Consider the following 13,216-nt stretch of genomic DNA (forward strand, 5'->3'; position numbering starts at 1 on the left):
GGAATAACCTCCGGGGTTGCTGCCCCCGGAGGTTCGGCATTGTCAGCGCCGTCCAGATTGGACCAGTGGGTTACGAGGTAAAGCGAATGTGCGGCTGCCGTCCTCGACGGCGCTCCCTTCGCGCACGGGTCTCCCGTTACCCACGCACGACCATGACCGGGCAGGACGCGTGCTGGATCAGCGCCTGGCTCGTCGAACCGAGCACCAGTCCCTTGAACCCGCCGCGGCCCCGGCTACCGACCACGACGAGCTGGGCCTTGTGGCTCCACTCCAGCAGCTGGTGGCGAGGATGGTCGCGGACCACGACGCGCTGGACCGTCACGTCGGGGTACTTCTCCTGCCACCCCGCGAGGCTTTCGGCCAGCACCTGGGCCTGCTCTTCCTCTTCCGGCTCACCTTCGACCAGGCCGTACTGGGTGGCGAGCAGGTAGTCCGAGTCGAACCAGGAGTGCACGGCGACCAAGGGCGCCCGCCGCCAGGCCGCCTCGTCGAAGGCCGCCGCCAGCGCTCCGAGGCTGGTCTCGTTGCCGTCGACGCCGACTACCACTGGACCCGCGGGCTCGGCAGCCGGGCGGACGACCACGACGGGGCATTCGCTGCGCGCCACCACGGACACCGCGGTCGACCCGAGCAGCATGCCGGCGTACCCGCCACGCCCGGACGCACCGAGGGCGAGCAGGCGGGCGTGCTTGGACTGCTCGACCAGTACCGGGATCGCCGGACTGGGGAAGTACTCGGTGCGGACGGTGATGTCCGCGGTCACACGGGCGAGCTGGGCGGCCTTCTCGAGGTCCGCCTTCGCGATCTGCTCGATGGCCTCGACCGCCTCTTCCACGACGGGCGGCCCAGCTGTAGCGACGGCAATCGCCGGGTCGACGGCGGACACCAGCTGCAGTGGGAGGGCCCGGGGTGCCGCTTCGGCGGCGGCCCAACGTACCGCGTCCAGCGCCTGGTCCGATCCATCGACGCCGACGACGATCGCGGGGTCTGTCATGAGGTCCACTCCTTGTCCGAGTACGGCTCCGGCGAACACGCCTACGCCGTGGTAAGGATACAATCGTTTTGGTGGAGCAAGACATACGACCGGCCCGGCTGGTCGAGCAAAGATCTTGCCAGTCGGATCCGGTTCTCAAATACACCGAGACGTCTGATCGAGCGCTTTGCTGGGCCATGGTATTCGGCCAATCGGACGTGTCCGAGTTCGCCGAGCAGACACCGGTTACTGTACCAGTCGACACACTCCGCCGGCGCAATTTTCAGGTCGTCGATACCTCGCGCGCGGCCCCGGTTGCGGACAAGTCCGGCATTGTAGAGGGAGTTCGAACGCCTCGGCTCCAGCGTTGTCGTAGGAGTAGTCTCTGGGTCCGATCGAGGCGAGCGCGCCGGCCTCGGCCAGGCACCGGGTGTAGCGGGGCGGTCTGCACTGCACTTCGACGTCGCTGCGCTCTCGCACATGAGCCGTTCGACCGTGCACCGGGCCACATCCACACCGTGGCGGTTCAGCTCGGCCCAGACGTTCCTGGCCCCGTAGACGGCAGGGCTCCCGGCCGCAAACGTGAACGTGACCCTGCGACGGTAAGAGTCGACGTGGGCTCGACGCTGATCATCCACACACCTATCGGAGGTCGAGCACTGTGTCACGACTGAATGTTCCCGCTCCAGACGATGCTCGCCGGCGCCCAGCGGATGCTTGACGGGCGCACAGCTCGGATTTCGTGCCGGACAGGTTCAAGGTCATCGCGTCGAGCAAGACTATTCGATGCTGTCACGAATTTGCAGGGCAACTTGAGCCGGGTGCTGGACACGAAGACCCGGCACACCAGACCGACGTCGACACCCCCGCCGTCAACTCGGCCGGCACGCCCAGCCAACCGGTGGCCCGCCGGTCTGCCGGCGCGCACAGCTCGGGAAAGGGCTGCTCTTGCGAACGCTTGGGATCGTCTCTCGTAATGTTGGCCGATACCGGTTTCGAGGTGGTCGCGACGTCGTCGGCCGTGCTCGCCGCCACCGCCTCGGCCAACTCGCCGGGCCGCCCGCCAACGGCGACCCAGACCGGCCTGTCTGTGAGAGCTTTTCACCTCTCCAGGCCGCTACCTCATAATTAGGGCACATTCCAACGAGAGGAGCCGAGAACATGATCGACGCCGATATGCGACTGATTGTGGAGGCTGCGAAACTCACCTTTGTCGCGACGGTGCGGCCAGATGGTTCGCCCAGCCTGTCGCCGAAGGCGTCAGCGCGGGTGTACGACGACGAGCACATCGCGTTCATGAACATCGCCTCGCCCGGCACGATCGAGAACCTGACCGCGGACCCGCGTATTGAGATGAATACGGTGGACATCTTCCGGCGCCGGGGCTATCGGTTCACCGGAACGGCCGCGATTCATGACCGTGAATCGCCGGTTTACCAGTGGCTGCACAGCTGGCTGCTCGACCTGAACGGGCCAGGCTACCCCGCGCACGAGGCCGTTCTGGTGCACGTCGATCGCGTCCAACCGATCATGTCGCCCGCTTATGCGTTCGGTGGTGGCGATGAAACCGCTCTCGTCGCCGAGTGGTCGAAGAAATACCAGGCTGGTCAGAGTGAAATGGAGAAAATGTGATGCGTGCCGCTGGAGTGCGTGAAATCGGTGGCCAAGTCGAGCTGCTTGAGCTCTCGGAGCCGGCTAGCCCCGGTCCTGACGAAGTGGTGATCGAGGTTGAGACAGCCGGAGTTGGTAACTGGGACAACATCGTCCGGGCGGGCGCGTGGGATGTCGGGCTGACCCCGCCGATGGCTCTCGGCGTCGAAGTCGCCGGCAAGGTCGTCGCGGTCGGTTCGCAGGTGACGGACCTTCGGCTCGGCGACGAGGTTCTGGGGCACCCGCTGCCACTGCGTCACCAGGGCTGCTGGGCGGAGCGCGTGGTTGTCGACGCCGGTCTGGTCGTGCAGAAGCCTCGTGGCGTGTCGTGGGAGACGGCGGCGGCGTTCCCGGTGCCTGCGCTGACTGCGGAGCAGGTCCTCACCGAGTCGCTCAAGGTCGCCGCGAACGAGACGCTGCTCGTTCACGGCGCCGGCAGCACAACCGGTGGGTTGGTCGTGCAGCTCGCCGCCCTGCGTGGGGTCCGGGTGATCGCAACCGCCGGACCTTCGAGCGCCGCTCGCGTAACGCAGGCTGGAGCCGCCGAGGTCGTCGACTACCACGACAGCAGGTGGCCCGAGCGCGCCCGTGAACTGACCGGCGGCGTCGGCGTCGACGCCGCCATCAACGCGGTTCCCGGCGGCAGCGCTGAGGTCATCGTGGCTTTGCGGGAGGGTGGCCGGATGGCGACCATCACCGGCGACCCGCCGGCGGTCGAGCGTGGCATCAGCATCGCCGACGTCTACGTGCGCCCAGATGCCACCCAGCTCGCGGAGCTCTGTGCGCTGCTGGGTGACGGCCGGCTGACCATGTCGGTCGGCGCAGTACTTCCGCTGGCCGACGCGGCAACGGCGCTGGAGCGCGCTGTTTCGGGCGCCAAGGGCGGCCCGGGCGTGCTTCAAGTCAGGCCCGTGCTTGCCGGAAACTGAGCCCCTCCGGCTCTCAGACATCGGCGCCGGCGTTGGAGTGCGTGACAATGCGCCCCAACGCCGGTCTGGTCTTTTGTCGGTGCCCGGCTGATTGACACTAGCCACATGGGTGTGGCCATTCCTGTCGGTCAATCGGCAATAGAATTCACTCATTGGCTGCCGCGGCTCTCGATTCCACAGGCGTCAGCCAACGCCACCTAAGGGATGTCTCATAACTGGTGTCGTGGTTGGCGTTACGGCTCAGTCGGTGACGAAGATGTGCGCTGGTGGGCGATTCCGGACTCCGTCTCGTTCAGGGTGTGCTGGCGACGCGGCGGCAGTCGCACAAGACCTTCCGACACTTCATCCGCACCACAGCGTGTTCGACTCGGACGCGGGTCTTGTGACGGCCGCTCTCAGTGGTCGCGGGGCGGGCCGGTCCGCCGAACCCGACGGAACTTGCAACACCGGACACCATAATGGACGATACGGTCCACAGAGTCGTCTGCAAGGTAGGACGGCGAGGACTGATACAGAGCGGTTTTCATATGAAAGCGGTTGTGGTGACGGATGAAGCGGCGGGAACGGCGGGGATGACCCTGGTGGAGCGGCCCGATCCGGACACGGTGACGCTCGCGAGCCTCTCCGGCGCGAACTACGGCGATGTCGTCGTTGAAGTTCATGCGTCGGGGTTCACTGGTGATGAGTTGGAGTGGCCTTCGACCTGGATCGACCGCCTCGGTCGTGACCGGACGCCGTCGATCCCCGGACACGAGGTGGCCGGGGTGGTCAGCGCCCTCAGCTACGGTGCGGCGGGGCTGGCGGTGGGACAGCGGGTGTTCGGTATCACGGACTGGACTCGCGACGGCACGCTGGCGGAGTATGTAGTCGTCGAGGCCCGCAACCTCGCGCCGCTGCCGGGCGACGTTGACTTCACGGTAGGCGCGAGCCTCACGATGACAGGCCTGACTGCGTGGCAGGGGCTGTTCGAGCACGGCCACCTCCGGGTGGGGCAGAGCGTCCTCGTGCACGGCGCGGCCGGCGCCGTCGGTTCGATGGCAACCCAGCTCGCGCGAGAGGCAGGCGCCTACGTCATCGGCACTGGGCGTGCTGCCGGTCGTCAGGCCGCACTCGACTTCGGCGCGAACGAGTTCATCGACCTCGAGAACGATACGTTGGAAGACGTTGGCGGAGTCGATCTGGTGTTTGATGTCTTCGGCGGCGACATCGGCAAGCGGTCCGCGAGGCTGGTTCGAGCCGGCGGAACGCTGGTGACAGTCACCGGCCCGCCGGAGGGGCGGCCCGCCGACGGCGTGGCGATCGACTTCGTCGTTGTGCCCGATCGCGCGCAACTGAGTGAGATCGCCCGGCGGGTGCGGGATGGACGAGTGCGGACGAACATCGGCACCGTCGCGGCCCTCGACGACGCCGTTGCCGCCTTCAATCCGACCGAACGGGTCAAGGGCAAGACGATCATCCGCGTTCGTCCGTAAAAACGGAGAGAACGACCGATCCTGCCCGCCTCGTGGACCACCGTCAGCCTCGGGACCAAGGCGTCGAGGGGCCGATCGGTCCTCTGCGGATTTGCAGATACCACGTAACCTGTGTGCGAAGACAGATCGAAGCTCGTGATCGGCGGGTTGATCACAAGGTCGCCCGCCCTGCCGGGGGTCTTCCGCGTACCTGTCTGCCCTCCCTGCCCCGAGGTGTCTATCTCGACTCTGTTCTTCCTGTGCGCCTAATTACGGACCCACCGGCGCGCATCCGGCACCCAGCATCGGGATGCGCTCTACTCCACCAGTTCGTCCGGCATGCACTGGAAGCGGCGACTCTCCGGGTCTCATTCAGGTGGTTCGGCGCCGCGGCTCGCGCTGCACAACGGTTGCCTGTTGTCGTGTGCCCTCTCGGCCGTTCGCGACCTAACACCGAATTCGGAGACAAAACCTGCGAGGCGGTCGACAATGCCACTGACGCGCCCGCGAATCCTGTCAGCTAAGGGATGTCTCGTAACCCGGTGCTGGGCCGGCGGGGCCGGTAGTCGATCATGTTGGTGTGGTGCAGGTGATCACAGCGTCGCGGCCGGAGTGGATTGCCCCGTTCACCGGGCTGGAGCCGGGTCAGTTCCGCAAGCTCGTGCGGCTGGTCGCGAAGCGAGGCGGGGACGAGATCGCTGACGGCCGGCCCGGTCGGCAGTGGGCATTGCCGCTGGCCGATCGCGTGTTGCTGGTCGCAACGTAGTGGCGGACGAACCTGACGATGCGCCAGATCGGGCCGTTGTTCGGGGTGTCGCATTCGGCGGCGCACCGGGGGAAGCGACACGATCGGTCCGCTGCTGGCCCTGGCCCCGGTCCGCAAACGCCGGGTGGATGCGGTCGCGATCGTGGACGGCACACTGGTGCCTACCCGGGATCACCGGCTGGCGACACCGTCGAAGAACTACCGGTACTCAGGCGTTCGTGCAGGTCGCGATCGACGCCGAGACCCGGCTGGTGATCGCGACCGGTGACCCGCAGCCGGGCAACCGCGACGACTGCACCGTCTACCGCGCCTCGGGCATGGCCGAGCAACTCGCCGGTCGGCCGGTGATGGCCGACGGCGGCTATCAAGGCAACCCGGCGGTCGTCATGCCCTACCGCAAACCTCGCGACGGCAGCGAACTCCCGGACTGGAAAGAGAATCTCAACGCCACCCACCGCAAGGTCCGCGCTCGCGTCGAACACGTCCTGGCCCGGATGAAGAACTTCAAGATCCTCCGCGACTACCGCCGCGCCGCCAGCACGCTCGCCGACACGGTGTCCGGAATCGCGCACCTGCACAACGTCCTCCTCGAAGCCTGACGCAACACCAGCCCCACCAACCACGCTCTCAGTTACGAGACATCCCTTAGCAGCAACTGATGGGTGGGGAACAATCGCAGGGCTGATCTAACACTTCGGCGAGCCTGCGCACCTATCCGTTGTGACGCAAGGAGAAGGGAACGAGGACATGGGCGTTCGACACGCGGTCGCGGCCTCGCCGGTCGGCGACCTGACGCTGGTCGCGGACGGCACGGCCCTGGTAGGTCTCTACTTCGACGGCCACAAGCGCGAGCCGCGCCTGACGGGCCTGGGGCCGGGAGCGACCCGACTTTCGCGGAGGCGATCCGCCAGCTGACGGAATACTTCGCCGGCGAGCGGCGGGACTTCGATCTCGAGCTGGCGCCACGCGGCTCGGCCTTCGACCGCAAGGTGTGAGGACTGCTCACGAAGATCCCGTACGGCGAGAAGCGCACCTACGGCGACCTCGCCGCGGAACTCGGCGACCCGGGCGCTGCGCAGGCCGTGGGCAACGCGAACGGCTGGAACCCGATCACCATCGTCGTGCCGTGCCACCGCGTGGTCGGCGCGAGCGGCGGCCTGACCGGGTACGCGGGCGGTGTCGACCGCAAAACGCTTCCTACTCAACCTGGAAGAGCCGCCCGCCGAGGACGACGGCAGGCTGTTCTGAAACAGCGCAACATGCGGCCCTTCGAAGCGGTCGTGCGGGAACACGGCGCGACGATGCTGCGAGCCTGTCACGCCGTCGTCGATCCGCACCTACCCGACCGGCTCCTGCGCTCGAAACGCGAGGCAGAACAACACGAACGCGCGCTCCCGCTCCTGCCGCCGGACTCCCGGTGCCGCGGCGGGAGCGGGGGCACCCAGGCCTAACAGTCGACGGGCGCCAGGGCGTCCTCCAAGACGCTCCGGCGCCCGCCTTGTGGTGTTGGGTCAGCCGTTGGCAGCGCTGGTGTTGACCTCGCCATTCAGGCCCTTGGGGAAGAACCCGCCTGAGGTGGCCGCCTTCGGCGTGAGGTAGACGATATTGAGGACCTGGCCGGGAGAGCGACTGTAGGCGATGCCGTTGGCGTCGGCCGGGACGATGTTGACATTGCCCTGGCTGTCGACGACGCCCTGGTCGTCGTCGACCGAACCGTCGAGGCTGTCACGGGCGTTGGATAGCTTGACGCTGGCCTCCTTGAGGTCGTGGCCGAGGTGGCCTAAACCGTCGAGGCTGCCGCCGTGCTGGTAAAGCGCGCTGCGGATGCCAGCGGCGTGGTACGCCTCGACTGCGAGGATGCCGGCGGCAGCTTCGAGGTACGTCTTGTTGCTGATCAGAGGCGCGGCGCCCTTGAAGGCGGTGACGCCGACGTCCTCGAAGAGGAACGCGGCGAGCAGGAAATTCTCTTCACAGGCGAAGGCGTCGAAGCTGTGGCCGGGTTTGACCAGGCCGGCGGCCTGGGCGGCCGCGGTGAAGCTGGACTGCAGATCGATCGACGGCCGGCTCACCGCCGCCGAGCCCAGCGCGGTCCGCAGGAACTGGACGTGGGCCTTCTCGTCCGACGCGATCTCCTGGGCGAATTGGCGGGTGGCTTTGGTCTTGAACTTGACCGCGCGACCACCCGTGACGCCGCCACGGGTCCCGGTGCCGGTGGTCATCGAATCAGCGAGTCCTTTGCCTGTGACGGCGTGCAAGTAGAACTCGGCCTCGAGGTACTCGAGGTTGAGCGCGAAGTTGAGCACCGCACCGTCACTGACGGCACCTTCTGCAGCCGCAGCGGTCGCCGCCGTCGCAGGTCTTGCGGCGAGCCCGCCAAGAGCTCCGGCTCCGACGACACCCAAGCTGGCCATTCCAGCCGCTCGCAGAAAGCGGCGACGGTCCCGGACGTTCTCGGCGCTCCGGGCAATCATCGACGCGGCATAGCGTTTCCCAAACACGGGCGAGCTCCTCTCCCGCCCGCCAATGGCAGGCGGATCCTTAGCGGGCATTGTTGATTCAAGGCTGTAGTGGCCACAGATACGACCGTTGCCGGGTCGAGCGAGCTATCAACCTCGCCTGGCCTTGGGGCGCGCGATCGAAGAACGGATCATCAGCCAAACCTCCAGAGTGCGTCGGGGCGCTCGTCTTCGATCGGAACACACGCTGACTGGTTAGCGCCGCGCGGTCGGAGGTTCTTACCGACTGCCATGCCGGCAGCCACTGTTCCCACGGCGATAGCGCCACACGGGTCACGCGGCGATGACGGGCCGCCCGATCGCGGTCTCGGCGAGTCGACCTTCAGCAGACCCGGGTCGGCGGTAACCGCCACACCTCAGCGCCTGATCCCTCAAGCCGGTGGTCCGCCTACTACTCCCCCGCTGGGCGGGCCACCTCTCCCGACCACAACGTCACCGTCCACATTGGAGGTATTCGATTACAGTCCGGATCCAAGCAGCGCATTACGGTGAGACCGAGCAGCGCCTGGTCGACGCCCCGGTCGTTCAGCATATGGCCGCCGAGCTCCGCGTCGGCAGAGTCCCGATGAGCGGGGTCGCGCACGCCGACGGCGGGCCGCGGCACGAGTTCATGGGCAGCGCGAACCAGGGCTACCGGATACTCGGCGGCACCAACGAGGGCCCGACGCACCTCGGCACGATCGCCGCCGCAGTCATCCGCCTCGCCTACAACACCCCTCGGACCGAATACACCGTGCGGTTGACAACGGAGCCGATGAGCCGGCTGTCGCCGTGGAAGGTCAACGCGGTCACCAAGCCCGAGCTCGCCGTCAAGATCAGCCAGCTCGTGGCAAAGTCCTCGTCGCTCCCGATAGGGGACGTTCGCATCGCGCTGCTGGGCAACGGCAACGTCGGTTTCGCCCAACGTCCCAGCGACGGCCCCGAGATCGTGTCGTTCACGATCACCGAGGAGAAGGATGCGGACGCGTGACGTTGAAGCGGCGGGCGCCGGTGCCGCAGAGCCTGACCACCGAGGATGAGGCGTGCCAGCTGCTCGCCCGAGGTTCGTCTTACCGGCGGCGGACGGTGGCCCTCATCACCTGGAAGCTGGGTAACGCTGTTCTTGATCGACTCGACGGAAGATGGCTGAGCCGAATTCCCAAAGGTGGGGGCAATGTTGACGGACGTCGCGGACAGGCCTACGCCGAACACAGTGGGGCGGGCGCTCACCGCGCCTCCTCCTCGTTCGGCCGATCTCCCCTCCGGACGCCGATCTCGCGCGCGCGTTGCCGTGGGCACGGTCGGGTTACGCGCGCGCGACGGGACTGTTCCTCGCGGTCCGGCTGTTCAGCGTGGGCGTGCTGGCCCTCATGGCCGCGCACAGCAACCAGCCGTTGTTCGACCGGCTGCGGTCGTGGGACGGCTGGTGGTACCCGGAACTACACCGGTGTCCCCCACCCGGTAGACATCAGCAGCCACCCTTTTCCCTACGCGCCGTACGGGTTTTTTCCGCTCTACCCCGCGTTCACCGAGTTCGTCGGCCAGCTGCCGAGGATCTCGGTGACTGCGGCCGACCTCATCGTGTCGACGGTCGCCGGCATCGCAGCCGCGTGCGGGCTGTACCGGATCGGCCGGCTGGTGAGCTTGCCGCGCGTCGGGTTGTTGCTGGCCGTGCTGTGGGCGGGTGCGCCGATGGCGATCACCGCGAGCATGGTCATGACGGAGTCGCTGTTCACCGCGCGGGCGGTGTGGGCGCTCGTCGGCGTGCTCGAGCGGAATTGGTTCCTCACGGGCAGCGCGACGGTGTTCGCTGGGCTTGCGCCTGAACGGCGTGGTCGAGCGTGAGCATGGCGATGTCGTCTGTCGGCGCGGTCATGCCCCTGCTCCAGCCGGGGTGAACGACGATCTTCACCACGGTGGCCGTATCACCGCCGGTAGGGCGGTCTGGCGAACCGACCCTTCTCCGGACTGAAGCGGAATGTTTTTGATCGCTGACATGCTCAAAGCCGGTCGGCTTCGGCGGCGTGCTCCACCGGGAGCTGAACCTGTAGGGTGGTGCCCTCTCCGGGCGGGCTGTGCAGTGCCAGGTGGCCGCCAAGCGCCTCGGCCCGGTCCTGGAGACCGGTGAGACCGGAGCCGCGGGTGATGTCGGCGCCGCCGCAGCCGTCGTCGTGGACGCGCACGTGCAGCACGCCCTCACCGGCGGCCACTTGGACCTCGGCAACGGTGGCGTGCGCATGCTTGGCCGCATTGGTCAGCGCCTCGGCCACCACGTAGTAGGCGGCGGTCTCGACAGGTTCGGCCAGCCGCCCCTCCACCTGGGCATCCAGCCGGACGGGGACCGCGGACCGGCGAGCCAGCGCCTTCAGTGCGGAGCGCAGTCCGCGCTCGGCCAGGATGGCCGGGTGCAGGCCGTGGGCGATCTCGCGCAGCTCCTCCTGCACCTCGACCAGCCCAGTGGCCACCTCGTCGAGCTGCCGCATCAGCTCGCCGGTCCCGGGTGGCGCGGCCAGCTGCGCGGCTCGTAGCTGCAGGGCGAGGGAGATCAGGTGCTGCTGGGCGCCGTCGTGCAGGTTGCGCTCGATCCGGCGGCGGGTGATGTCGGCGGTGGTCACGATCCGCGCCCGGGAAGCGGCCAGCTGGGCCTGGGCCTCGGCGTTGGCAATGGCGGTGGCGGCCAGCTCGGTGAACCCGGCCAACCACGCCTCGGTGTCGGCGGGCAACGGCTCCTCTTGCGTGCATGACACGACCATGACACCCCACAGACGGCCCTCGACGTTGACCGGCACGCCGACGGCCGAGCGGACGCCCAGCTCGCTGGCGACATCGCAGTCCGGGCCCGGGGTGCCGGCGGGGCTGTCGATCCGTGCGGGACGGCCGGTCCGGAACACCAGCGTGTACACGTTGCGCCCTCCGGGGGGCAGCCGTGTTCCAGCGGGGACGCCGGCGCCGGTGCTGCTCCACGTGGCGATCAACCTTGCCGCGCCATCGGGGTCGTACCGGGTCATCCAGGAGTGGTGGGCGCCCAGCAGCCGCCCGGCTTCCTCCGTGACCGCGGCAAACACCTCTGCCGGCGGCGGCGCTCGGGCCACCAGCGTTGCCACCCGCCGCAGCGCCGCCTGCTCCCCTGCGAACCGGCGCAGCTCCACGCGCGCCTGCGAGTTGGCGATCGCGGTGGCCATCAGCTCGGTGAACCCGGCCAGCCACGCCTCGGAATCGGTCGGCAGCGGCTCCCCTGGCGAGGATGCGACGGCCATGACGCCCCACAGGCGGCCCTCGACGCTGACCGGCACGCCCACGGCGGTGCCGTAATCGAACTCGCGGGGGAGGCCGGCGATGACGCCCGGGGTGCCGGCGGAGCTGTCGATCCGCGCGGGATGGCCGGTCCGGAACACCAGCGTGCGCACGTCGCGCCCTCCGAGGCGCAGCCGGGTCCCGGCTGGGACGGCGGCGCCGGTGCTGCTCCACGTCGCGACCAACGTTGCCCCGCCGTCGGGGTCGTACCGGGCCATCCACGAGTGGTGGGCGCCCAGCAGCCGCCCGGCTTCCTCCGTGACCGCGGCAAACACTTGCTCCGGCGGCGCTGCCCGGGCCACCAGCGTCGCCACCCGCCGCAGTGCTGCCTGCTCCCTGGCGATCCGGTCGCTCAGCTGAGTAACCATCAGGCCTCCGCTCCGGCGGCAGCCACGCCGCCTCCTCGCTCGACGCCCACCAGCGCCCGCGCGCCGACAGCCGGAAGGCCGGCCAGGAACCGTCCGGGTGGACGTGCCCGGCCACCCACCGCCGCCGGCCGGATCCGGCCGCGCCGATCACCTCGCCACCACCGGCCCGACCAGCGGCAACTACTCCAACATAACCCCGGTCTGCCAGGGCGGGAAGTATGCGGGAAGTTGCCGCCACGAGCACCCGGTCTGCACGACGTAGAGGATCGCGTCCACTCAGCGCGCGCCGGGGATGCTTCTCCCGCCGGCCCCGGTCCTCACCTCCGCTAACAGCGGCTCGATCAGAACCCAGTGTTTGGTCGCTGGTGTCCGAGGGGTACCGCGCACGTCGTGCCACCCCGGCACTGTTGATCATCTGCGCCGACAAGGTCACGCACGCACGCCGAGCCTTCTCAAACACACTCTAAAAGGAACGTCTTTGATCACTGGCATGCCCAGGTCCGTCACGGTATCGGCTCGATCGGCACCAGGTCCTCATCAACAACCCATCACGACATCGCGCGCCCGCCTGGCATCACTCGCTCCCGTTACCTTTTTCGTAGTTCCTGATCAAGGGGCTGTGGTCACCAGACCCGGCATGACGACGGTGACGTGACCGTCGTCCGGGCTGTCGACTTCATCGCCGACACGGAGGTTGTCGGCCTCGCGCCAGGTGTGGAGGGTGGCGTCCCAGAACAGGTGCTGGGCGGTGCTGGTGATGGTCGCCGGCCCGTCCGGCGTGCTGAAGGTGAGGTCGTCGAAGGACTTGTCGGTGGTGGTGACGTGCACCGCTGTCACCACGTGCTGTTCATCGTTGTGGCCGTCTGGTTCGGCGTTGGTGATCACGTCGCCGACGTGGACCTGATCGATCGGCTTGCTCGAGCCATCAGCCATCAGGACGCCCGTGGCACCAGCAAAACTGTTGCACCCAGACGAAGCCTTGGCCGGGCTGGCAGCCGGGGCTTCCTCAGCCGGAGCGTTCTTCGCAACGGGAGGTGGCGGCGGGTCGGCGGTTATGGGCGCCGCGCCTGCCTCGCCGGCGGACTCGCCCGCGGCCGCTTCCGCCCCAGCTCCGCCGCCGGTTGCTTCACCGGCGCCGTCGCCGAACATCTCGCCTGCGACTCCGGCGCCTGCGGTCACTCCACCGGCCGCTGCTACGGCGCCGGCGCGCTGTGAGATCGCTGTTGCGCCGGCTGCGATCGCGCACAGGCAGAGCCTATCGGGGGCAGCTACGCACACCACCCCGCCGAC

At 68.1% G+C, this 13,216-nt stretch carries 12 protein-coding genes and 2 pseudogenes; 8 read left to right on the top strand and 6 right to left on the bottom strand.

What is annotated here, in order from left to right:
- Positions 1-136 precede the first annotated feature (136 nt).
- Together QRX50_RS35080 and QRX50_RS35085 are read right to left on the bottom strand one after the other, a co-directional pair.
- Positions 137-994 (bottom strand): universal stress protein, encoded by an 858-nt coding sequence (locus QRX50_RS35080; RefSeq protein ID WP_285967397.1) that lies wholly within the window; start codon positions 992-994, stop codon positions 137-139.
- A 458-nt stretch (positions 995-1,452) separates the two neighbouring features.
- Positions 1,453-1,533, bottom strand: a pseudogene (locus tag QRX50_RS35085) (IS3 family transposase); the annotation flags it as partial.
- 601 nt (positions 1,534-2,134) lie between these two features.
- Between QRX50_RS35085 and QRX50_RS35090 the strand changes: the two are divergent.
- The 6 genes and pseudogenes from QRX50_RS35090 (at position 2,135) to QRX50_RS49940 (ending at position 7,220) form a co-directional block, all read left to right on the top strand.
- Positions 2,135-2,605, top strand: a complete 471-nt coding sequence (locus tag QRX50_RS35090; RefSeq protein ID WP_285967398.1) for a pyridoxamine 5'-phosphate oxidase family protein — start codon at positions 2,135-2,137, stop codon at positions 2,603-2,605.
- Positions 2,606-2,688: 83 nt separating this feature from the next.
- Entirely contained in the window at positions 2,689-3,552 is an 864-nt protein-coding gene (locus QRX50_RS35095; RefSeq protein ID WP_285967399.1) for an NADP-dependent oxidoreductase, read from the top strand.
- Positions 3,553-4,079: 527 nt separating this feature from the next.
- Entirely contained in the window at positions 4,080-5,024 is a 945-nt protein-coding gene (locus tag QRX50_RS35100) for an NADP-dependent oxidoreductase (RefSeq protein ID WP_285967400.1), read from the top strand.
- Between the two features lie 562 nt (positions 5,025-5,586).
- Positions 5,587-6,368: pseudogene (locus QRX50_RS35105) on the top strand (transposase family protein).
- A 63-nt stretch (positions 6,369-6,431) separates the two neighbouring features.
- Positions 6,432-6,764 carry a methylated-DNA--[protein]-cysteine S-methyltransferase gene (locus tag QRX50_RS50475; RefSeq protein WP_434533170.1) on the top strand — a complete coding sequence of 111 codons (333 nt, stop codon included), beginning with the start codon at positions 6,432-6,434 and terminating at the stop codon, positions 6,762-6,764.
- A 15-nt stretch (positions 6,765-6,779) separates the two neighbouring features.
- Positions 6,780-7,220: a methylated-DNA--[protein]-cysteine S-methyltransferase gene (locus QRX50_RS49940; protein WP_353074180.1), complete on the top strand. Its 441-nt coding sequence runs from the start codon at positions 6,780-6,782 to the stop codon at positions 7,218-7,220.
- A gap of 60 nt (positions 7,221-7,280) precedes the next feature.
- On the opposite strand, the gene QRX50_RS35115 is transcribed toward QRX50_RS49940, so the two are convergent.
- Complete coding sequence (locus QRX50_RS35115; protein ID WP_285967401.1) at positions 7,281-8,267, bottom strand: ferritin-like domain-containing protein; 987 nt, start codon at positions 8,265-8,267, stop codon at positions 7,281-7,283.
- Between the two features lie 583 nt (positions 8,268-8,850).
- Here QRX50_RS35115 and QRX50_RS35120 point away from each other — a divergent pair.
- Both QRX50_RS35120 and QRX50_RS35125 read left to right on the top strand, forming a co-directional pair.
- Positions 8,851-9,255: a hypothetical protein gene (locus tag QRX50_RS35120; RefSeq protein WP_285967402.1), complete on the top strand. Its 405-nt coding sequence runs from the start codon at positions 8,851-8,853 to the stop codon at positions 9,253-9,255.
- Between the two features lie 569 nt (positions 9,256-9,824).
- Positions 9,825-10,109 (top strand): hypothetical protein, encoded by a 285-nt coding sequence (locus QRX50_RS35125; protein ID WP_285967403.1) that lies wholly within the window; start codon positions 9,825-9,827, stop codon positions 10,107-10,109.
- A gap of 155 nt (positions 10,110-10,264) precedes the next feature.
- On the opposite strand, the gene QRX50_RS35130 is transcribed toward QRX50_RS35125, so the two are convergent.
- The 3 genes from QRX50_RS35130 to QRX50_RS35135 all read right to left on the bottom strand — a co-directional run bounded on the left by QRX50_RS35130 (position 10,265) and on the right by QRX50_RS35135 (position 13,075).
- Entirely contained in the window at positions 10,265-11,926 is a 1,662-nt protein-coding gene (locus QRX50_RS35130; protein ID WP_285967404.1) for a sensor histidine kinase, read from the bottom strand.
- Between the two features lie 180 nt (positions 11,927-12,106).
- The gene (locus tag QRX50_RS49945) at positions 12,107-12,202 is read right to left on the bottom strand and encodes a transposase (RefSeq protein WP_353074024.1); all 96 of its coding nucleotides are present in this window, start codon (positions 12,200-12,202) and stop codon (positions 12,107-12,109) included.
- A 333-nt stretch (positions 12,203-12,535) separates the two neighbouring features.
- Positions 12,536-13,075 (bottom strand): Hint domain-containing protein, encoded by a 540-nt coding sequence (locus tag QRX50_RS35135; protein WP_285967405.1) that lies wholly within the window; start codon positions 13,073-13,075, stop codon positions 12,536-12,538.
- Positions 13,076-13,216: the final 141 nt, after the last annotated feature.

It is taken from the genome of Amycolatopsis sp. 2-15 (assembly GCF_030285625.1).
Classification (GTDB): domain Bacteria; phylum Actinomycetota; class Actinomycetes; order Mycobacteriales; family Pseudonocardiaceae; genus Amycolatopsis; species Amycolatopsis carbonis.